Source organism: Pseudomonas sp. AC083, from assembly GCF_979253165.1.
On the sequence record NZ_CEEDDH010000002.1, the window covers coordinates 329,653 to 350,099 of the forward strand.

Consider the following 20,447-nt stretch of genomic DNA (forward strand, 5'->3'; position numbering starts at 1 on the left):
GGCAACGAAATGGGGCGCGTATCATACATGAAAAAATCCGCCGGTCCGTCGCCAACTGACCGGCGTATTACGCGTTACAGACTACAAAGCCTTCATGACGCGGCGTTTACTCGCTGCGCATCAACGGATAAAGCTCTTTAAGCAACTTGCGGCGGCTGATCACCAACTGCCAGCGATGACCACCGAGCTGACGCCACAGGCGCGCCGAACGGATACCCGCGAGGAGCAGGGCGCGGATCTTCGAAGCATTGCTCGGTTGCTGCAGGTTGCGCATGTCGCCGTGCACCTGAATACGCTGGCGCAGGGTGCTCAACGTGTCCTGGTACAACGCACCGCAAGCGGCGACGACGTTTTCGTGCGCAGGGCCAAAATGCTCCACCTGCGACTGAATCTGCGGCAGGCGTTTGGCAATCGTCTCGAGCATGTCGTCACGCTTGGCCAGTTGCCGCTCCAGACCGAGCATCGACAGCGCGTAGCGCAACGGCTCGCGCTGCAAGGTGCTCGGATCGCGCTCCAGCGCGCCGATCAATGCGCGGTAACCCTCGCGCAGATTGATGTCGTCGCCGCCATATACATCCAGCGTATCTTTTGGGTCGCGGACCAGCAGGCTGCCGAGCATGCAACTCAGGCCGGCCTCGTTGGTCTGGCCAGTCTTGGCGATGCGATCGACCAGCACGGCGGCGAGAAACACACCGCCCAGCGCTGTCAGTTGTTCCTGAGTCGGGCTCATGCCTGGCCGCTCCACGGCTCGGCCACTTCGATCACGCCGCCGCCGAGGCAGATTTCACCGTCATAGAAAACCACCGACTGGCCCGGCGTCACCGCGCGTTGCGGTTCGTCAAACACGGCGCGATAGCCGCTGGCGGTCTTTTCCAGGGTGCAGGCCTGATCGCTCTGGCGATAGCGCACTTTCGCCGTCAGGCGCAGCGGCTGGCTCAGATCGATCGGGTTGACCCAGTAGATTTCCGAAGCAAGCAGGGCGCTGGAGAACAGCCACGGATGGTTGTTGCCCTGGCCGACGATCAGTTCGTTGGTCTGCAGATCCTTGCGCAGCACATACCACGGCTCATCGCCGGCATCCTTCAAGCCGCCGATGCCGAGGCCCTGACGCTGGCCGATGGTGTGGTACATCAAGCCGTGGTGACGGCCGATGACTTCGCCTTCGGTGGTCTTGATCTCACCCGGTTGTGCCGGCAGGTACTGCTTGAGGAAATCGCTGAAACGGCGCTCGCCGATGAAGCAGATCCCGGTGGAATCCTTCTTCTTGGCGGTGGCCAGTTCGTATTTCTCGGCAATCGCGCGGACTTCAGGCTTTTCCAGTTCGCCGACCGGGAACAGGGTCTTGGCGATCTGTTCGCCACCAACGGCGTGCAGGAAGTAGCTCTGATCCTTGTTCGGATCGAGGCCCTTGAGCAGTTCGGTGCGGCCGTCGATATCGCGGCGGCGCACGTAGTGACCGGTGGCGATCAGGTCGGCGCCGAGCACCATCGCGTAGTCGAGAAACGCTTTGAACTTGATCTCGCGGTTGCACAGGATGTCCGGGTTCGGCGTGCGCCCCGCCTTGTATTCGGCGAGGAAGTGCTCGAACACGTTGTCCCAGTACTCGGCGGCAAAGTTGGCGGTGTGCAGCTTGATGCCGATCTTGTCGCAGACAGCCTGAGCATCCGCCAGGTCGTCCATGGCGGTGCAGTATTCCGTTCCGTCGTCTTCTTCCCAGTTCTTCATGAACAGGCCTTCCACTTCATAACCCTGCTCGATCAGCAGAAGGGCAGAAACGGAAGAGTCCACGCCGCCGGACATGCCGACAATGACGCGCTTCTTGGATGTGTCAGAAGGGGCTGGATCACGCATAGGGATTCAATGAGTGTCTTGGAAAAGGGCGCGATTCTATCAGGCTCACGGCCGCAAGGCTAAAGAGAAGGGCGGATCAGTTCGAGGCTGAAGTGATGACCGGCCAGATAATCGTCGATGCAACGGATGATCAGTTCACTGCGCCAGTTGTCGCGCTGGGCGATTAATTCGTCGCGGGTCAGCCACTTGGCGCCGACAATGCCGTCGTCGAGTTGGTAATCCGGGTGATGCTGCACGGCTTTGGCGCTGAAGCATATGCGCTGGTAAGTCACGCCGTTGCTCGGTGCGGTATACAGATAAATGCCGATCACGCCGGTGGGTTCGACGTCCCAGCCGGTTTCTTCGAGGGTTTCGCGAATCGCCGCGTCGATCAGGGTTTCATCCGGGTCGAGATGACCGGCGGGCTGGTTGAGCACATTGCGCCCGCCCTTGTGCTCTTCGACCATCAGGAAGCGGCCGTTGTCCTCGACGATGGTGGCGACGGTGATGTGGGGGAGCCATTCCATAAAACCTTCTTCAATATCCAGGTTAAAACCCGACCCCCTGTGGGAGCGAGCCTGCTCGCGAAAGCGGTGGGTCAGTCAACGAAGGTGCTGAATGATAAACCGCATTCGCGAACAGGCTCGCTCCCACAAGGGATTTATGTTGTCAGTAAAAACACAAACCCCGGCACAAGGCCGGGGTTTGTGATGTTCCCATTACAACCTTAAACCAGCGCAGCAATCGCCGCGTTGAAGGTTGCGCTTGGGCGCATGGCCTTGCTGATCAGCTCGGCGTCGGCGTGGTAGTAACCGCCGATGTCGACTGGCTTGCCCTGCACGGCGTTGAGCTCGGCAACGATGGTCGCTTCGTTCTCGGTCAGGGTTTTGGCCAGAGTCGCGAACTGCGCTTGCAGTGCAGCGTCTTCAGTCTGGGCGGCCAGGGCCTGAGCCCAGTACATCGCCAGGTAGAAGTGGCTGCCGCGGTTGTCGATGTTGCCGACTTTGCGCGATGGCGACTTGTTGTTGTCGAGGAACTGACCGGTGGCCTGATCCAGGGTTTTCGACAGCACCAGTGCTTTCGGGTTGTTGTAGTTCACACCCAGGTGCTCAAGGGAAGCGGCGAGGGCAAGGAACTCACCCAGCGAATCCCAGCGCAGGAAGTTTTCTTCAACCAGTTGCTGCACGTGCTTCGGCGCCGAACCGCCGGCGCCGGTTTCGAACAGACCACCGCCATTCATCAGCGGTACGATCGACAGCATCTTGGCGCTGGTGCCCAGTTCCATGATCGGGAACAGGTCGGTCAGGTAGTCGCGCAGTACGTTGCCGGTCACCGAAATGGTGTCCTTGCCTTCGCGGGTGCGCTGCAGGGTGTACTTCATCGCGTCGACCGGCGCCATGATCTGGATGTCCAGACCGCTGGTGTCGTGATCCTTCAGGTAGGCCTGAACCTTCTCGATCACTACGCCATCATGAGCGCGCATCGGGTCGAGCCAGAAGATCGCCGGCGTGCTGCTTGCGCGAGCACGGTTGACGGCCAGTTTGACCCAGTCCTGGATCGGCGCGTCTTTGGTCTGGCACATGCGGAAGATGTCGCCGGCTTCGACAGCCTGTTCCATCAGCAGCTTGCCTTTGCTGTCGGTGACCCGAACAACGCCGTCAGCCTTGATCTGGAAGGTCTTGTCGTGGGAGCCGTACTCTTCGGCTTTCTTCGCCATCAAACCGACGTTCGGCACGCTGCCCATGGTGGTCGGATCGAAAGCGCCGTTGGCTTTGCAATCTTCGATCACGGCCTGGTAGATGGTCGCGTAGCAACGATCCGGGATCACAGCCTTGGTGTCGTGCAGCTGACCGTCGGTGCCCCACATCTTGCCGGAGTCACGGATCATCGCTGGCATCGAGGCGTCGACGATGACGTCGCTCGGCACGTGCAGGTTGGTGATGCCTTTGTCGGAGTTGACCATCGCCAGCGAAGGACGAACGGCGTAGACCGCTGCGATATCGGCTTCGATCTGCGCTTGCTGCTCGGCCGGCAGGGCCTTGATGCGCGCGTACAGATCGCCGATGCCGTTGTTCAGATTGAAGCCGATCTGGTTCAACACGTCAGCGTGCTTGGTCAGTGCGTCTTTATAGAACTCGGCAACGATCTGGCCGAACATGATCGGGTCGGAGACCTTCATCATGGTCGCTTTCAAGTGAACCGAGAGCAGCACGCCCTGGGCCTTGGCGCTTTCGATCTCGGCAGCGATGAACGCACGCAGGGCGTTTTTGCTCATCACGGCGCAGTCGAGGATCTCGCCAGCCTGAACGGTGGTTTTTTCTTTCAGAACGGTGGCAGCACCGTCCTTGGCGATCAGTTCGATCTTCACAGCGTCAGCGGCGTCGATCAGGACAGCTTTTTCGCTGCCGTAGAAATCGCCGGTGCTCATGTGCGCGACGTGAGACTTGGAGTCCTTGGCCCAGGCGCCCATTTTGTGCGGGTGCTTGCGCGCGTAGTTCTTCACCGACAGCGGAGCGCGGCGGTCGGAGTTGCCTTCACGCAGAACCGGGTTCACAGCGCTGCCCTTGACCTTGTCGTAACGCGCCTTGGCGTCTTTGTCGGCGTCGCTGGTTACGGTTTCCGGGTAGTCAGGCAGGTTGTAGCCCTGCGCCTGCAGCTCTTTGATCGCGGCTTGCAGCTGTGGCACCGAAGCACTGATGTTCGGCAGCTTGATGATGTTGGCTTCAGGCGTAACGGCCAGGTCGCCCAGTTCGGCGAGGTGGTCGGCTACGGCTTTGTCGCCCAGTTGCTCGGGGAAGCTTGCCAGGATGCGTGCTGCAAGAGAGATATCGCGGGTTTCCACGGCGATATCGGCCGAGGCGGTGTAAGCCTCGATGATCGGCAGCAGGGAATAGGTGGCGAGGGCAGGAGCTTCGTCGGTGAAGGTATAGATGATCTTCGAGCGGGTGGGCATATTCGGATTAACTCTCTCTTCTTTGCTAAAGCGTGCGCAGAAACTCGAGGGGCGCCGGGTAAGCGCGTTCGTTCAAAGTCATCCATGAACCGAATGTCGAGATTCTTCGCGGTGATGTTGGGTGCATCAGTAGAGCGTCAAGCAGTCAGGCTGCGGTAACAACCCGACCAATCAGGCGGAAAGTCTCGTGCTAGAGAGGCCAGCCGTCGTGACCCTGTGGTCAGCGGGCGGCATTATACATAGGTAGCTGGCAATCTGCCGATGGTTCATATGCAACGATTCTCGTCCATTGGTCTAAAGGTCGCAGGGCGCGACCGGGCAAAGACTCGTTACGAATGCTGGAGTTTGGCGCTTTTCCCTTTGCTTTCAGGCTTGTACGAAACGAGATGTGCGCGGCGCAGGAACATAGGGTTTGCGTGTTGATTCAACTGGGTTACGCTCGAAGCAAGCCAGGTGTTCAATCCAAACAATGGAGTTCAGCATGGGTTACAAGAAGATTCAGGTTCCAGCCGTCGGTGACAAAATCACTGTCAATGCAGACCATTCTCTCAATGTTCCTGATAACCCGATCATCCCCTTCATCGAAGGTGACGGTATTGGTGTCGACATCAGTCCGGTGATGATCAAGGTTGTCGATGCTGCTGTTGAAAAGGCCTACGGCGGCAAGCGCAAGATTTCCTGGATGGAAGTCTACGCCGGCGAAAAGGCCACTCAGGTTTATGACCAGGACACCTGGCTGCCGCAGGAAACCCTCGACGCGGTCAAGGATTACGTGGTCTCCATCAAAGGCCCGCTGACCACTCCGGTCGGTGGCGGCATCCGCTCGCTGAACGTGGCCCTGCGTCAGCAACTCGACCTGTACGTCTGCCTGCGCCCGGTGCGCTGGTTCGAAGGCGTGCCGAGCCCGGTGAAAAAGCCCGGCGATGTCGACATGACCATCTTCCGCGAAAACTCCGAAGATATTTACGCCGGTATCGAATGGAAGGCCGGTTCGCCGGAAGCCACCAAGGTCATCAAATTCCTTAAAGAAGAAATGGGCGTTACCAAGATCCGTTTCGACGAAAACTGCGGCATCGGCGTCAAGCCGGTCTCCCGCGAAGGCACCAAGCGTCTGGCGCGCAAGGCTCTGCAATATGTGGTCGACAATGACCGCGACTCGCTGACCATCGTGCACAAAGGCAACATCATGAAGTTCACCGAAGGTGCCTTCAAGGAATGGGCCTACGAAGTGGCCGCCGAAGAGTTCGGCGCGACACTGCTGGACGGCGGTCCGTGGATGCAGTTCAAGAATCCGAAAACCGGCAAGAACGTTGTGGTCAAGGACGCCATCGCCGACGCCATGCTCCAGCAGATCCTGCTGCGCCCGGCCGAATACGATGTCATCGCCACCCTCAACCTCAACGGTGACTACCTGTCCGACGCGCTGGCGGCGGAGGTGGGCGGTATCGGCATCGCGCCGGGCGCCAACCTGTCCGACACCGTGGCGATGTTCGAAGCGACCCACGGTACCGCGCCGAAATATGCCGGCAAGGACCAGGTCAACCCGGGCTCGCTGATTCTCTCGGCCGAGATGATGTTGCGTCATATGGGCTGGACCGAAGCGGCGGACCTGATCATCAAGGGCACCAACGGTGCGATCGGCGCCAAGACTGTTACTTATGATTTCGAGCGCTTGATGGATGGCGCGAAGCTGGTGTCGTCTTCCGGGTTCGGGGATGCGTTGATTTCGCATATGTAAAAGTTGCAGCCACGCAAAAACCGCCTGACTCGATGGGTTGAGTCAGGCGGTTTTTTATGACCGAATGTTTTGAGGCTTCAACTGGTTGCCGTTTGTTTTTCCTTGGCAATCGAGCTTGGCGTGGGCGCTGCTTCGACCGAAGTTATCTTCACGGCATGCAAGCCTTTAGGGCCTTGAACGATCTCGAAGTTCACCGCCTGACCCGCTTTCAGGGTCTTGTACCCTTCCATTTCAATGGCCGAGTAGTGGGCAAAGAAATCAATGTCCTTGCCATCCTCATCGCGACCTTCCCGGGCGTCGGTATTGATAAAGCCGAATCCCTTGGCATTGTTGAACCATTTCACCTTGCCGACAGCCATGCTCAAATCCCTCTGCAACAGACTCCATCGCTGGAGTATCATCCACGACATCCGCAATCGAATTCGATAAAAGAATTGACTCCGCGGATCTTTTTTACCCACTGTGGGCTCTATTGGTTGTAACACCGTTTTCCCGATAGTCAAGGTGACCGGGCAGTCGTAGTTGAAAACGTGTGCAACCGCCCCCACCACTGTATTCGCACAACTGACGAACCTTTTTTTCCATGCATGCAATCAGCCAGATTCGACTAACATTCAATCAGGATCGCCCGCTTCTCCAAAAGGATCTTCCACAGGAGCACGACGACGATTCGGCAGGCGTTGCTGTTCAGGAAGCAAAGCCCGCGTTACAGGCGCCGCCGATGTACAAGGTGGTTTTGTTCAACGATGACTACACACCGATGGATTTCGTCGTCGAAGTGCTCGAGGTGTTTTTTAACCTGAATCGCGAGCTGGCGACCAAGGTCATGCTGGCCGTCCATACAGAAGGACGGGCAGTATGTGGAGTGTTTACCCGCGACATCGCCGAGACAAAGGCCATGCAGGTCAACCAGTACGCCAGGGAAAGCCAGCATCCGCTACTCTGTGAAATCGAGAAGGACGGTTAATCGCCGACCACTTGGGTATGAGGTGAAGCTATGTTAAACCGCGAGCTCGAAGTCACCCTCAATCTTGCCTTCAAGGAGGCTCGTTCGAAGCGTCATGAGTTCATGACCGTCGAACATCTCTTGCTGGCCCTATTGGATAATGAGGCTGCCGCCACCGTTTTGCGTGCCTGCGGCGCAAACCTCGACAAACTCAAGCATGATCTGCAGGAGTTCATCGACTCCACCACGCCATTGATCCCCGTGCATGACGAGGATCGCGAAACCCAGCCAACCCTGGGCTTCCAGCGTGTCCTGCAGCGTGCTGTTTTTCACGTACAGAGCTCGGGCAAACGCGAAGTGACCGGCGCCAACGTGCTGGTCGCCATCTTCAGTGAGCAAGAGAGTCAGGCAGTGTTCCTGCTGAAACAGCAGAGCGTTGCGCGCATCGATGTCGTCAACTACATCGCCCACGGCATTTCGAAAGTACCGGGGCACGGCGATCACTCTGAAGGTGAACAAGATATGCAGGACGACGAGGGCGGTGAGTCTTCTTCTTCAGGCAATCCTCTGGATGCTTATGCCAGCAACCTCAACGAACTCGCGCGCCAGGGTCGCATCGATCCGCTGGTCGGCCGTGAATCGGAGGTCGAGCGTGTCGCGCAGATCCTCGCGCGCCGGCGCAAGAACAATCCGCTGCTGGTGGGTGAGGCAGGCGTGGGTAAGACCGCGATTGCCGAAGGCCTGGCCAAGCGCATCGTCGACAATCAGGTGCCGGACCTGCTGGCCAATGCGGTGGTTTATTCGCTCGATCTTGGCGCTCTGCTCGCGGGTACCAAGTATCGCGGTGATTTCGAGAAGCGCTTCAAGGCGCTGCTCAATGAGCTGAAAAAGCGTCCGCAGGCGATTCTGTTCATCGACGAGATCCACACCATCATTGGTGCTGGCGCTGCGTCCGGTGGCGTGATGGATGCGTCCAACCTCCTCAAGCCGCTGCTGTCGTCTGGCGACATTCGTTGCATCGGTTCGACCACATTCCAGGAATTTCGCGGCATCTTCGAGAAGGATCGTGCCTTGGCGCGTCGCTTCCAGAAGGTCGATGTCGTCGAGCCGTCGGTGGAAGACACCATCGGTATCCTGCGCGGTCTGAAAGGGCGTTTCGAGCAGCACCACAATATCGAATACAGCGATGAGTCGTTGCGTGCCGCTGCCGAATTGGCGTCGCGCTACATCAATGACCGGCACATGCCGGACAAGGCCATCGACGTGATTGACGAGGCGGGCGCCTACCAGCGTCTGCAACCAGTGGAGATGCGCGTCAAGCGTATCGAAGTGCCACAGGTCGAGGACATCGTCGCTAAAATCGCGCGGATTCCGCCAAAGCACGTCACCAGTTCCGACAAGGAGCTGCTGCGTAATCTGGAGCGTGACCTGAAGCTGACGGTGTTTGGTCAGGACGCAGCGATCGATTCGCTGTCGACCGCGATCAAGCTGTCCCGTGCCGGGCTCAAATCGCCGGACAAGCCGGTCGGTTCGTTCCTGTTCGCCGGGCCTACCGGTGTCGGTAAAACCGAGGCCGCGCGACAGCTGGCCAAAGCGCTGGGGATCGAGTTGGTGCGCTTCGATATGTCCGAGTACATGGAGCGTCACACCGTATCGCGCCTGATCGGTGCGCCTCCTGGCTATGTCGGTTTCGATCAGGGCGGTCTGTTGACCGAAGCGATCACCAAGCAGCCACATTGCGTATTGCTGCTCGATGAAATCGAGAAGGCGCATCCGGAAGTCTTCAACCTGCTGTTGCAGGTCATGGACCACGGCACGCTGACCGACAACAACGGGCGCAAGGCGGATTTCCGCAACGTGATCGTGATCATGACCACCAACGCCGGTGCCGAGACGGCCGCGCGGGCTTCGATCGGTTTCACCCATCAGGACCACTCGTCCGATGCGATGGAAGTGATCAAGAAGAGCTTCACGCCGGAATTCCGTAACCGTCTGGACACCATTATCCAGTTTGGTCGCCTCAGCCATGAGGTCATCAAGAGCGTGGTGGACAAGTTCCTCACCGAGCTTCAGGCGCAGTTGGAAGACAAGCGTGTGTTGCTTGAGGTTACCGATGCGGCGCGCAGCTGGCTGGCAGCGGGTGGTTACGACTCGGCGATGGGCGCACGTCCGATGGCGCGTCTGATCCAGGACAAGATCAAGCGTCCGCTGGCGGAGGAGATTCTGTTTGGCGAACTGGCCGAGCATGGCGGTGTGGTGCACATCGACATCAAGGACGGGGAGTTGACGTTCGACTTCGAAACGACTGCAGAAATGGCCTGACGGCTGTGGGTCAAGAGGGCGCCTTCGGGCGCCTTTTTGTTGCTCGTTGTTTGATGGTTTTGGGTGTATATCCGTTGCTGCGGTTACGGCTGCTTAGGGTTTCGCCCTTACGGCGACTCACTTTTTTTACAAACGCCTAAAAAAAGTAAGCAAAAAAACGCTTGCTCCTACGTTCGGCCCTCGCAGGCTCGGGTTCCTTCGCTCCGGGACTGATCCGGGCGCAGCGGCTACGGTTTGCTTCGCTGCACCTCCTTCCGCTGTGTCTGGCTGCGCCAGACGGTCGCTGCGCTCCCACGCCCGGATCAATCCCTCCACTCAGCCTTCCGACGTCGCCGGTGGATCAAGATCAAAAGCACTCGAGCTTGCGCTCATTGTTGAGTGGGGCGGCTTCGCCGCGGGCGGCTGCGCTGCTTGCTTTTCTGTGGGAGCGAGCCTGCTCGCGAAGGCGGCCCGCAGGTCAACCCGTTTCTGTCTAATACGCGCGATCCAATCTTAGGGGCTGCCGAAGGCTGCGATCTTTTGATTTGCATGCTGTAAGCGCGAAACCGCCAGCCCCAAAACCTCAAAACGCAGACACAAAAACGCCCGGCATTACCCGGGCGTTCTGTATTGACTTGATTAACGAGCGCGGTAAGTGATCCGCCCTTTGCTCAAGTCATAGGGCGTCAGCTCGACGCGCACTTTGTCACCGGTAAGAATACGAATGTAGTTCTTGCGCATCTTGCCGGAAATATGCGCGGTTACGACGTGCCCATTTTCCAACTCCACACGAAACATGGTGTTGGGCAGGGTGTCGACGACAGTGCCTTCCATTTCGAAGCTGTCTTCTTTCGACATGCAGTAAAGCCCTCGGTATCCAATGAATGGCCCGGTGCAACTGCGCCAGGCAAAAGCGGCGTGCATTGTGCCCGAAAAATGGTGTTTACGCCAAGGGGTTTAGGCCGCAGGTTCAGTTCAGGATGACCCAGCGCTGATTGATCAGCAATTCGATGGGCCGATATTGCGTCTTGTAGTTCATCTTTTTGCAGTTCTTGATCCAGTAACCCAGGTACACAGCCTCAAGGCCCAGGCGCTGGCTCTCGGCGATTTGCCAGAGGATTGCGTAACGGCCGAGGCTGCGGCGTTCTTCGTTCGGTTCGTAGAAGGTGTATACCGCCGACAAACCGTTAGGCAGCAGATCGGTGACTGCTACTGCGAGCAACCGTCCGTCGAGTCGAAATTCGTAGAAGCGCGAGAAGGGCAGGTCACGCACCAGGAACGTCGAGAACTGATCACGGCTTGGCGGGTACATGTCGCCGTCGGCATGGCGCTGTTCGATATAGCGCTGGTACAGGTCGAAATACTCTTCGCTGAAGTGCGGTTTGACCGGCTGCACTTGCAGGTCGGCGTTGCGTTTGTAGATACGCTTCTGCTGGCGATTGGCGATGAACTGGGCGGAGGGAATGCGCGCAGGCACGCACGCATTGCAATTCTGGCAATGCGGCCGGTACAGATGATCGCCGCTGCGACGAAAGCCCATTTCCGACAGGTCTGCGTAGACATGCACATCCATGGGCTGACTCGGGTCGAGAAACAGCGTCGTGGCCTGCTCCTCGGGCAGATAACTGCAAGAGTGGGGCTGAGTGGCATAAAACTTCAAACGCGCCAACTCGGTCATGAATCAACCCTCGGGATAAGCTGGTGGATTAAGTGTAAGCCACCTGCGCAAAAGTCGCTCAGCAAACCCAGGTCGCCGAATTCGGTTGGTCGAGATGGCGTTGCAGATAGTCGGCGAATTCGCCGCGCGGAATGGATCGTGCACCGAGGCTGTGCAGGTGATCGGTCGGCATCTGGCAGTCGATCAGCACAAACCCGGCTGCTTTCAAATGCTGGACCAGCGTGGCAAAGCCGTATTTGGACGCGTTGTCTGCACGGCTGAACATCGACTCGCCAAAAAACAGTTGGCCCATTGCCAGGCCATACAGGCCGCCTACCAGTTGCCCATCGTCCCAGACCTCAACCGAATGAGCGAAACCGCGCCGATGCAGTTCTACGTAAGCATCCTGCATGGCCTCGGTGATCCAGGTGCCGTCGGCGTAATCACGCGGTGCAGCGCAGGCGCGGATGACGGCGTCGAAATCCTGATCGAAAGTCACTTGATAGCGTTGCTTGCGCAGAAGCTTGCCGAGACTGCGCGAGACGTGCAGTTCGTCGGGAAACAGCACGGTGCGAGGGTCTGGCGACCACCAGAGAATGGGTTGGCCTTCGGAGAACCAGGGAAAGCAGCCATGGCGATAGGCCTGGATCAGTCGGTCGGCGGACAGATCGCCGCCGGCGGCGAGCAATCCGTTCGGCTCGCGCATGGCTTTTTCCAGTGGCGGAAAGGTCAGGGAATTACGTTGTAACCAAGTCAGCATGGCATCCAGGCTTGCAGAAGGGGAGGGCGGTCAGGGGGCGTGCAGGCCCCGCGAAAGAGTTTGCCGCGAAACGGCGCCGCTGTCCTGCACAGTTGTCTGGTGCAGCGAGCATTGAGCTGCAACTTGATGTGTCGCCCGTGGTCGTAAGCGTCGCCGTGTCGATGCTGTTGAGCATTCCTGTGAGCCCGATCCGGCCAGGTTCGCTAGGTTCATCAAATACAGCTCATAAGCCTTTGTCACAAAAGGCAATGCATGCTCCAATTGCAAGGCACTGCGTGTGCGATTGGCTATGCTCAAAGCTGGGGTCTGAAACATGGCATCGGGCGCACAAACCCGTACAATGCCGGGTTGTGACGGGCTTTTCGCTGCGCGCAGTGTTTATAGCTGTGTTTATAAAACCAGTGGCACAGTGTTAAAAGTAGTCCGAGTTGAGCTTTTCACCTTTTTTACCTGCCTGGATTGGGCAGTTTTTTATCGTCATTCAATAGATGGACGCGCCTCGGGCGCAGGAAAAGAAGCGTTTTGAAGAAGACCACCGAAGCACCCAAAACAGTCGTTCCGCTCTGGCGCCAGCAACTGCACTACCGGCTCAAGGAAGGTGCATTGATCGCCATCGGCGCCTTGTGCCTGTTCCTGATGATGGCTTTGCTGACTTACGGCAAGGACGACCCGGGCTGGAGCCATAACAGCAAGATCGACGATGTGCAGAACTTCGGCGGCCCGGCCGGCTCGTACAGCGCCGATATCCTGTTCATGGTGCTCGGCTACTTCGCCTATATTTTTCCGTTGCTGCTGGCGGTCAAGGCGTACCAGATCTTTCGTCAACGCCACGAACCATGGCAGTGGAGCGGCTGGCTGTTTTCCTGGCGCCTGATCGGTCTGGTGTTCCTCGTGCTCTCCGGTGCTGCGCTGGCGCACATTCATTTCCATGCCGCGACCGGTCTGCCGGCCGGCGCTGGCGGTGCCCTGGGCGAAAGCCTTGGCGATCTGGCGAAGAATGCGCTGAACATTCAAGGCAGCACGCTGCTGTTCATCGCGCTGTTCCTGTTCGGCCTGACCGTATTCACCGACCTGTCGTGGTTCAAGGTGATGGACGTCACCGGCAAGATCACCCTCGATCTGTTCGAGCTGTTCCAGGGCGCGCTCAACCGCTGGTGGTCGGCGCGCACTGAACGCAAGCAACTGGTCGCGCAACTGCGTGAGGTCGATGACCGCGTCCACGATGTAGTCGCGCCGACTGTCACCGACAAACGCGAACAGGCCAAGGTCAAGGAACGCCTGATCGAGCGCGAGCAAGCGCTGAGCAAGCACATGTCCGACCGCGAGAAGCAGGTGCCGCCGGTGATCGCGCCGGCACCAGCCAAGGCGCCGGAGCCGAGCAAGCGCGTGCAGAAAGAGAAGCAGGCGCCGTTGTTCGTCGACAGCGCGGTCGAAGGCACCTTGCCGCCGATCTCCATTCTTGATCCAGCGGAAAAGAAACAGCTCAACTATTCTCCTGAGTCCTTGGCAGCGGTCGGCCACTTGCTGGAAATCAAGCTCAAGGAGTTCGGCGTCGAAGTCACCGTTGACTCGATCCACCCGGGCCCGGTGATTACCCGTTACGAAATCCAGCCTGCCGCCGGGGTAAAAGTCAGCCGCATCGCCAACCTGGCCAAGGACCTGGCACGTTCGCTGGCGGTGACCAGTGTGCGGGTCGTCGAGGTTATTCCGGGCAAGACCACCGTCGGTATCGAGATTCCCAACGAAGACCGCCAGATCGTGCGTTTCTCCGAGGTGCTGTCGACCCCCGAGTACGACAACTTCAAATCGCCGGTCACCCTGGCGCTCGGTCATGACATCGGCGGCAAGCCGGTCATCACCGACCTGGCGAAGATGCCGCACTTGCTGGTGGCCGGTACCACCGGTTCCGGTAAGTCCGTGGGTGTGAACGCGATGATCCTGTCGATCCTGTTCAAGTCCGGCCCGGACGACGCCAAACTGATCATGATCGACCCGAAAATGCTTGAACTGTCGATCTACGAAGGCATTCCGCACCTGCTCTGCCCGGTGGTGACCGACATGAAGGACGCCGCCAACGCCTTGCGCTGGAGCGTTGCCGAGATGGAACGTCGCTACAAGCTGATGGCGAAAATGGGCGTGCGTAACCTGTCCGGCTTCAACGCCAAGGTCAAGGAAGCCCAGGATGCCGGCGAGCCGTTGAGCGATCCGCTGTACAAGCGCGAAAGCATTCACGACGAAGCGCCGCTGCTGCAGAAACTGCCGACCATCGTCGTAGTGGTGGACGAATTCGCCGACATGATGATGATCGTCGGCAAGAAGGTTGAAGAACTGATCGCCCGTATTGCGCAAAAGGCGCGTGCGGCAGGGATTCACTTGATTCTCGCGACCCAGCGCCCGTCGGTGGACGTGATCACCGGTCTGATCAAGGCCAACATCCCGACCCGTATGGCGTTTCAGGTCTCGAGCAAGATCGACTCGCGGACCATCATCGATCAGGGTGGCGCCGAGCAACTGCTCGGTCACGGTGACATGCTCTACATGCCGCCGGGCACCAGTCTGCCGATCCGCGTCCACGGCGCATTCGTCTCCGACGATGAGGTTCACCGCGTGGTCGAAGCGTGGAAGCTGCGCGGCGCGCCGGAATACAACGACGATATCCTCAACGGTGTCGAAGAGGCAGGCAGCGGCTTTGAAGGCAGCAGCGGTGGTGGTGACGGTGATGATCCGGAAGCCGACGCGCTGTATGACGAAGCGGTGCAGTTCGTCCTCGAAAGCCGTCGCGCGTCGATTTCCGCTGTGCAGCGCAAGCTGAAGATCGGCTACAACCGCGCCGCGCGGATGATCGAGGCGATGGAGATGGCCGGCGTTGTTACCTCAATGAACACTAACGGTTCGCGTGAAGTCCTGGCCCCGGGCCCGGTACGCGACTGAAACGCAACGACGCGGGTGGCGCAATGACGCGTCACTCGCTCTCCCACGATTATTCAAGAGGACTCTCATGCGCCTTATCCGCATGCTGTTGCCAGTACTGGCGCTGACCACACTCACGGCCCACGCCGATGAAAAGGACGTGGCGCGTCTGACCCAATTGCTCGAAACATCGAAAACCCTGTCGGCGAACTTTTCGCAGTTGACCCTCGACGGCACCGGCACCCAGTTGCAGGAAACCACCGGCAACATGACCCTGCAGCGTCCGGGCCTGTTCTACTGGCACACCAACGCGCCGGCCGAGCAGACCATGGTCTCCGACGGCAAGAAAGTCACCCTGTGGGACCCGGATCTGGAGCAGGCAACCATCAAGAAGCTCGACGAGCGCCTGACCCAGACGCCAGCGCTGTTGCTGTCCGGTGATGTCTCGAAGATCAGCCAGAGCTTCGATATCAGCGCGAAAGAGGCGGGCGGCGTGATCGACTTCACTCTCAAGCCGAAAACCAAGGACACCCTGTTCGACAACCTGCGCCTGTCGTTCCGCAACGGCCTGCTCAATGACATGCAACTGATCGACAGTGTCGGCCAGCGCACCAATATCCTGTTTACCGGGGTCAAGGCCAACGAAGCGGTGCCAGCGTCGAAATTCAAATTCGACATTCCCAAGGGTGCCGACGTTATCCAGGAATAAACACCAGCCTTTTGTGTCAGGGCCTTTGTGGTGAGGGCCTGCTATTGAGGGGCTATTGTGGCGAGAGGATTTATACCAGTCCGGCTGCGCAGCAGTCGTCGCTTTTGGGGCCGCTTCGCAGCCCAACGTGGATAAATCCCCTCACCACAGGTTCTTCAGCAGATTTCAGAAAATCAGAGGTTTCAACGCTACGTGATGGATCTGTTTCGCAGTGCACCGATTGCCCAACCCTTGGCCGCGCGTTTGCGTGCGGCCAATCTGGATGAGTACGTCGGTCAGGAACACGTGCTCGCTCGCGGCAAGCCTCTGCGTGAGGCGCTGGAGCAGGGCGCGCTGCATTCGATGATTTTCTGGGGGCCGCCGGGCGTGGGCAAGACCACCCTGGCGCGCTTGCTCGCAGAAGTCTCCGATGCGCACTTCGAAACGGTTTCGGCGGTGCTCGCCGGGGTCAAGGAAATCCGCCAGGCCGTTGAAATCGCCAAGCAGCAGGCCGGCCAGTACGGCAAGCGCACGATCCTGTTTGTCGACGAAGTCCATCGCTTCAACAAGTCGCAGCAGGACGCGTTTCTGCCGTACGTTGAAGATGGCACGCTGATCTTCATCGGCGCCACCACCGAAAACCCTTCGTTCGAACTCAACAACGCCTTGTTGTCGCGGGCCCGCGTCTACGTGCTGAAAAGCCTCGACGAAGCGGCGCTGCGCAAACTGGTGCATCGGGCTTTGACCGAAGAGCGCGGGCTGGGCAAGCGCAACCTGACGCTGAGCGATGAAGGCTTCCAGATGCTGCTGTCCGCCGCTGATGGTGATGGCCGGCGCCTGCTCAATCTGCTGGAAAACGCTTCTGATCTGGCCGAAGACAACAGCGAAATCGGCACTGATTTGCTGCAAAGCCTGCTGGGCGATACGCGCCGACGTTTCGACAAGGGCGGTGAAGCGTTCTACGACCAGATCTCGGCCCTGCACAAATCCGTGCGCGGCTCCAATCCGGACGGCGCGCTGTACTGGTTTGCGCGGATGATCGACGGCGGTTGCGATCCGCTGTACCTGGCGCGGCGCGTGGTGCGCATGGCCAGCGAAGACATCGGCAACGCCGATCCGCGTGCGCTGAGCCTGTGCCTGGCCGCGTGGGAAGTGCAGGAGCGTCTCGGCAGCCCCGAGGGCGAATTGGCAGTCGCCCAGGCCATTACTTATCTGGCCTGCGCACCGAAAAGCAATGCGGTGTACATGGGCTTCAAAACCGCGCTGCGCGCTGCGGCTGAGAACGGCTCGCTGGAAGTGCCGCTGCATTTGCGCAATGCCCCGACCAAGCTGATGAAGCAATTGGGTTATGGCGACGAATACCGCTACGCCCACGACGAGCCGGACGCCTATGCCGCCGGCGAAGACTATTTTCCGGAAGAACTCGATCCGATTCCGTTCTATCAGCCAGTGCCCCGTGGCCTGGAGTTGAAGATCGGCGAGAAGCTCAATCACCTCGCTCAGCTCGATCGTCTGAGCCCTCGGCAGCGGAGAAAATAGTGGTTCCATTGATACTCGCAGTGTCGGTCGGCGGTGTTGCCGGGACATTGTTGCGCTTCGCCACCGGTAATTGGGTCAGCGCCAATTGGCCGCGGCACTTCTATACCGCGACGCTGGCCGTTAATATCGTGGGCTGCCTGCTGATTGGCGTGTTGTACGGCCTGTTTCTGATACGCCCGGAGGTGCCGATCGAGGTGCGCGCCGGGTTGATGGTCGGCTTCCTCGGGGGGCTGACGACTTTTTCATCCTTTTCACTGGATACGGTGCGCCTGCTGGAAAGCGGGCAAGTGTTGCTGGCCCTGGGCTACGCCGCACTCAGCGTATTCGGCGGGCTGCTCGCGACGTGGGCCGGCCTGTCCCTGACCAAACTTTGATAACGAGAAACCGACATGCTCGATTCCAAACTGTTACGTAGCAACCTTCAGGACGTAGCGGACCGCCTGGCTTCCCGTGGCTTTGCCCTGGACACCGCGCGCATCGAAGCGCTGGAAGAACAGCGCAAGACCGTCCAGACCCGCACCGAAGCACTGCAGGCTGAGCGTAACGCGCGTTCCAAATCCATCGGGCAGGCCAAGCAGCGTGGCGAAGACATCGCGCCGCTGATGGCGGACGTCGAGCGCATGGCGGGCGAGCTGAGCGCTGGCAAGGTCGAGCTGGATGCGATCCAGACCGAACTGGATTCGATCCTGCTCGGTATCCCCAACCTGCCGCACGAATCGGTTCCGGTCGGCAAGGACGAAGACGACAACGTCGAAGTGCGCCGCTGGGGCACCCCGACCCAATTCGATTTCGAAGTGAAAGATCACGTCGCCCTCGGCGAGAAGTTCGGCTGGCTGGACTTCGAAACCGCCGCCAAGCTGTCCGGTGCTCGTTTCGCCTTGTTGCGTGGCCCGATCGCGCGTCTGCATCGTGCACTGGCGCAGTTCATGATCAACCTGCATGTCACCGAACATGGCTACGAAGAGGCTTACACGCCTTATCTGGTTCAGGCTCCGGCGCTGCAAGGCACCGGCCAGTTGCCGAAGTTCGAAGAGGATTTGTTCAAGATTGCCCGCGAAGGCGAAGCCGATCTGTACCTGATTCCAACCGCCGAAGTGTCGCTGACCAACATCGTTGCCGGCGAAATCGTCGATTCGAAACTGCTGCCGATCAAGTTCGTCGCCCATACCCCATGCTTCCGCAGCGAAGCCGGTGCGTCAGGTCGCGACACGCGTGGCATGATCCGCCAGCACCAGTTCGACAAAGTCGAAATGGTTCAGATCGTCGAGCCATCGCAATCGATGGAAGCGCTGGAAGGCCTGACCGCCAACGCCGAAAAGGTTCTGCAACTGCTCGGTCTGCCTTACCGCACCCTGGCGCTGTGCACCGGCGACATGGGCTTCAGCGCGGTCAAGACCTATGACCTGGAAGTGTGGATTCCGAGCCAGGACAAATACCGCGAAATCTCCTCGTGCTCCAACTGCGGCGACTTCCAGGCGCGGCGCATGCAGGCGCGTTTCCGCAACCCGGAAACCGGCAAGCCTGAACTGGTGCACACCTTGAACGGCTCCGGCCTGGCGGTCGGTCGTACTCTGGTTGCCGTGCTGGAAAACTACCAGCAGGCCGACGGTTCTATCCGCGTACCGGACGTGCTCAAGCCGTACATGGGTGGCCTCGAGGTCATCGGCTAAATGAAATATCTGCCGCTGTTTCACAACCTGCGCGGCAGTCGTGTGTTGGTTGTCGGTGGGGGGGAAATTGCCTTGCGCAAATCCCGCCTGCTGGCCGATGCCGGTGCGCTGCTGCGGGTGGTCGCACCTGAAATCGAAACGCAACTGGCTGAACTGGTCGCTGCCAGCGGCGGTGAATGCGTGTTGCGCGGTTACGCCGAAACGGATCTGGACGGTTGCGGGCTGATCATTGCCGCTACCGACGACGAAACGCTCAACGCGCAAGTCTCCACCGACGCCCATCGGCGTTGCGTGCCGGTCAACGTGGTCGATGCGCCGGCCTTGTGCAGCGTGATCTTCCCGGCAATCGTCGATCGCTCGCCGCTAATCATTGCCGTCTCCAGCGGCGGTGATGCGCCGGTACTGGCGCGCCTGATCCGGGCAAAAATCGAAACCTGGATTCCTTCGACCTACGGTCAATTGGCAGGGCTGGCTGCGCGTTTTCGCCATCAGGTGAAAAACCTGTTTCCGGATGTGCAGCAGCGTCGCGGCTTCTGGGAGGACGTTTTCCAGGGCCCGATTGCCGATCGTCAACTGGCCGGGCAGGGCGCTGAAGCCGAGCGCATGTTGCAGGCCAAGGTCGATGGCGAGCCAATGGTCACCACTGGCGAGGTTTATCTGGTCGGTGCCGGCCCGGGTGATCCGGATTTGTTGACCTTCCGCGCACTGCGTCTGATGCAACAAGCCGATGTGGTGCTCTATGACCGTCTGGTGGCGCCGGCGATTCTCGAGTTGTGCCGTCGCGATGCCGAGCGGGTGTATGTCGGCAAGCGTCGCTCCGAACACGCCGTGCCGCAGGATCAGATCAATCAGCAACTGGTCGATCTGGCGAAGGCCGGCAAGCGCGTGGTGCGGTTGAAGGGTGGCGATCCGTTTATCTTCGGCCGCGGTGGCGAAGAGATCGAAGAGCTCGCGGCCCACGGTATTCCATTCCAGGTGGTCCCGGGCATTACGGCGGCCAGCGGTTGCGCTGCTTATGCGGGGATTCCGCTGACCCACCGTGACCATGCGCAGTCCGTGCGGTTTGTCACTGGCCACTTGAAGGATGGTTCCACCGATCTGCCATGGGCCGATCTTGTCGCCCCGGCGCAGACGCTAGTGTTCTACATGGGCCTGGTGGGTTTGCCGATCATCTGTGAGCAGTTGATCAAGCATGGTCGCGCGGCGGATACCCCGGCGGCGTTGATTCAGCAGGGCACTACAGTCAATCAGCGGGTTTTCACCGGCACGCTGGCGGATCTGCCGCGAATGGTGGCGGAGCATGAAGTGCATGCACCGACCCTGGTGATCGTCGGCGAAGTGGTACAACTTCGCGAGAAGCTGGCGTGGTTTGAAGGGGCTCAAGCGCAGGTCTGAGTCAGATCAAAAGATCGCAGCCTTCGGCAGCTCCTACAGAGGAACGCATTCTCATGTAGG

At 59.3% G+C, this 20,447-nt stretch carries 17 protein-coding genes; 9 read left to right on the forward strand and 8 right to left on the reverse strand.

Going from position 1 to position 20,447, the window contains the following annotated elements; all coding sequences use genetic code 11:
- Positions 1-106: 106 nt before the first annotated feature.
- The 4 genes from hflD to AC0IXA_RS04595 all read right to left on the reverse strand — a co-directional run bounded on the left by hflD (position 107) and on the right by AC0IXA_RS04595 (position 4,783).
- Positions 107-730 carry a high frequency lysogenization protein HflD gene (gene hflD, locus AC0IXA_RS04580; protein ID WP_039763308.1) on the reverse strand — a complete coding sequence of 208 codons (624 nt, stop codon included), beginning with the start codon at positions 728-730 and terminating at the stop codon, positions 107-109.
- A complete protein-coding gene (gene mnmA, locus AC0IXA_RS04585; protein ID WP_122612133.1) occupies positions 727-1,851 on the reverse strand; it encodes a tRNA 2-thiouridine(34) synthase MnmA in 1,125 nt (374 codons plus the stop codon). Before mnmA ends, hflD begins: the two co-directional genes overlap by 4 nt.
- A 59-nt stretch (positions 1,852-1,910) precedes the next feature.
- Positions 1,911-2,357, reverse strand: coding sequence for an NUDIX hydrolase (locus AC0IXA_RS04590; RefSeq protein WP_016775271.1), 447 nt, complete (start codon positions 2,355-2,357; stop codon positions 1,911-1,913).
- A 200-nt stretch (positions 2,358-2,557) separates the two neighbouring features.
- Positions 2,558-4,783: an NADP-dependent isocitrate dehydrogenase gene (locus AC0IXA_RS04595; protein WP_071172899.1), complete on the reverse strand. Its 2,226-nt coding sequence runs from the start codon at positions 4,781-4,783 to the stop codon at positions 2,558-2,560.
- A gap of 481 nt (positions 4,784-5,264) precedes the next feature.
- On the opposite strand from AC0IXA_RS04595, the gene icd reads away from it, so the two are divergent.
- Positions 5,265-6,521, forward strand: a complete 1,257-nt coding sequence (icd, locus tag AC0IXA_RS04600; protein WP_024013414.1) for an NADP-dependent isocitrate dehydrogenase — start codon at positions 5,265-5,267, stop codon at positions 6,519-6,521.
- Between the two features lie 77 nt (positions 6,522-6,598).
- Here the strand turns inward: icd and AC0IXA_RS04605 are convergent, their stop codons facing one another.
- Positions 6,599-6,880: a cold shock domain-containing protein gene (locus tag AC0IXA_RS04605; protein ID WP_071172897.1), complete on the reverse strand. Its 282-nt coding sequence runs from the start codon at positions 6,878-6,880 to the stop codon at positions 6,599-6,601.
- 224 nt (positions 6,881-7,104) lie between these two features.
- Between AC0IXA_RS04605 and clpS the strand changes: the two genes are divergently transcribed.
- Positions 7,105-7,488, forward strand: coding sequence for an ATP-dependent Clp protease adapter ClpS (clpS, locus tag AC0IXA_RS04610; RefSeq protein WP_011334948.1), 384 nt, complete (start codon positions 7,105-7,107; stop codon positions 7,486-7,488).
- 30 nt (positions 7,489-7,518) lie between these two features.
- Entirely contained in the window at positions 7,519-9,789 is a 2,271-nt protein-coding gene (gene clpA / locus AC0IXA_RS04615) for an ATP-dependent Clp protease ATP-binding subunit ClpA (protein WP_016775266.1), read from the forward strand.
- 618 nt (positions 9,790-10,407) lie between these two features.
- On the opposite strand, the gene infA is transcribed toward clpA, so the two are convergent.
- From infA to aat, 3 genes are all read right to left on the reverse strand, one after another.
- The gene (infA, locus tag AC0IXA_RS04620; protein WP_002553999.1) at positions 10,408-10,626 is read right to left on the reverse strand and encodes a translation initiation factor IF-1; all 219 of its coding nucleotides are present in this window, start codon (positions 10,624-10,626) and stop codon (positions 10,408-10,410) included.
- 112 nt (positions 10,627-10,738) lie between these two features.
- Positions 10,739-11,446 carry an arginyltransferase gene (locus AC0IXA_RS04625; RefSeq protein ID WP_016775265.1) on the reverse strand — a complete coding sequence of 236 codons (708 nt, stop codon included), beginning with the start codon at positions 11,444-11,446 and terminating at the stop codon, positions 10,739-10,741.
- A gap of 58 nt (positions 11,447-11,504) precedes the next feature.
- A complete protein-coding gene (gene aat, locus AC0IXA_RS04630; protein WP_341637157.1) occupies positions 11,505-12,185 on the reverse strand; it encodes a leucyl/phenylalanyl-tRNA--protein transferase in 681 nt (226 codons plus the stop codon).
- Between the two features lie 522 nt (positions 12,186-12,707).
- Between aat and ftsK the strand changes: the two genes are divergently transcribed.
- The 6 genes from ftsK to cysG all read left to right on the forward strand — a co-directional run bounded on the left by ftsK (position 12,708) and on the right by cysG (position 20,387).
- Positions 12,708-15,116 (forward strand): DNA translocase FtsK, encoded by a 2,409-nt coding sequence (ftsK, locus tag AC0IXA_RS04635; RefSeq protein WP_041477069.1) that lies wholly within the window; start codon positions 12,708-12,710, stop codon positions 15,114-15,116.
- A 67-nt stretch (positions 15,117-15,183) separates the two neighbouring features.
- The gene (gene lolA, locus AC0IXA_RS04640) at positions 15,184-15,804 is read left to right on the forward strand and encodes an outer membrane lipoprotein periplasmic chaperone LolA (RefSeq protein WP_016775262.1); all 621 of its coding nucleotides are present in this window, start codon (positions 15,184-15,186) and stop codon (positions 15,802-15,804) included.
- A 195-nt stretch (positions 15,805-15,999) separates the two neighbouring features.
- A complete protein-coding gene (locus AC0IXA_RS04645; protein ID WP_122603057.1) occupies positions 16,000-17,322 on the forward strand; it encodes a replication-associated recombination protein A in 1,323 nt (440 codons plus the stop codon).
- Positions 17,322-17,696 carry a fluoride efflux transporter CrcB gene (crcB, locus tag AC0IXA_RS04650; protein ID WP_016775261.1) on the forward strand — a complete coding sequence of 125 codons (375 nt, stop codon included), beginning with the start codon at positions 17,322-17,324 and terminating at the stop codon, positions 17,694-17,696. The genes AC0IXA_RS04645 and crcB overlap by 1 nt, the downstream gene beginning before the upstream one ends.
- Positions 17,697-17,711: 15 nt before the next feature.
- On the forward strand, positions 17,712-18,992 hold the full coding sequence (serS, locus tag AC0IXA_RS04655) for a serine--tRNA ligase (protein ID WP_024013408.1): 1,281 nt from the start codon (positions 17,712-17,714) through the stop codon (positions 18,990-18,992).
- Positions 18,993-20,387, forward strand: a complete 1,395-nt coding sequence (gene cysG, locus AC0IXA_RS04660) for a siroheme synthase CysG (RefSeq protein ID WP_341637160.1) — start codon at positions 18,993-18,995, stop codon at positions 20,385-20,387.
- Positions 20,388-20,447: the final 60 nt, after the last annotated feature.

Excerpts from the sequence above, each read along its gene's own strand:
- aat (WP_341637157.1), bottom strand. The coding sequence starts at position 12,185 with ATGCTGACTTGGTTACAACGTAATTCCCTGACCTTTCCGCCACTGGAA.
- AC0IXA_RS04605 (WP_071172897.1), bottom strand. The coding sequence starts at position 6,880 with ATGGCTGTCGGCAAGGTGAAATGGTTCAACAATGCCAAGGGATTCGGC.
- AC0IXA_RS04625 (WP_016775265.1), bottom strand. The coding sequence starts at position 11,446 with ATGACCGAGTTGGCGCGTTTGAAGTTTTATGCCACTCAGCCCCACTCT.
- clpA (WP_016775266.1), top strand. The coding sequence starts at position 7,519 with ATGTTAAACCGCGAGCTCGAAGTCACCCTCAATCTTGCCTTCAAGGAG.
- icd (WP_024013414.1), top strand. The coding sequence starts at position 5,265 with ATGGGTTACAAGAAGATTCAGGTTCCAGCCGTCGGTGACAAAATCACT.
- hflD (WP_039763308.1), bottom strand. The coding sequence starts at position 730 with ATGAGCCCGACTCAGGAACAACTGACAGCGCTGGGCGGTGTGTTTCTC.
- AC0IXA_RS04645 (WP_122603057.1), top strand. The coding sequence starts at position 16,000 with ATGGATCTGTTTCGCAGTGCACCGATTGCCCAACCCTTGGCCGCGCGT.
- lolA (WP_016775262.1), top strand. The coding sequence starts at position 15,184 with ATGCGCCTTATCCGCATGCTGTTGCCAGTACTGGCGCTGACCACACTC.
- AC0IXA_RS04595 (WP_071172899.1), bottom strand. The coding sequence starts at position 4,783 with ATGCCCACCCGCTCGAAGATCATCTATACCTTCACCGACGAAGCTCCT.
- serS (WP_024013408.1), top strand. The coding sequence starts at position 17,712 with ATGCTCGATTCCAAACTGTTACGTAGCAACCTTCAGGACGTAGCGGAC.
- mnmA (WP_122612133.1), bottom strand. The coding sequence starts at position 1,851 with ATGCGTGATCCAGCCCCTTCTGACACATCCAAGAAGCGCGTCATTGTC.
- cysG (WP_341637160.1), top strand. The coding sequence starts at position 18,993 with ATGAAATATCTGCCGCTGTTTCACAACCTGCGCGGCAGTCGTGTGTTG.
- infA (WP_002553999.1), bottom strand. The coding sequence starts at position 10,626 with ATGTCGAAAGAAGACAGCTTCGAAATGGAAGGCACTGTCGTCGACACC.
- clpS (WP_011334948.1), top strand. The coding sequence starts at position 7,105 with ATGCATGCAATCAGCCAGATTCGACTAACATTCAATCAGGATCGCCCG.
- AC0IXA_RS04590 (WP_016775271.1), bottom strand. The coding sequence starts at position 2,357 with ATGGAATGGCTCCCCCACATCACCGTCGCCACCATCGTCGAGGACAAC.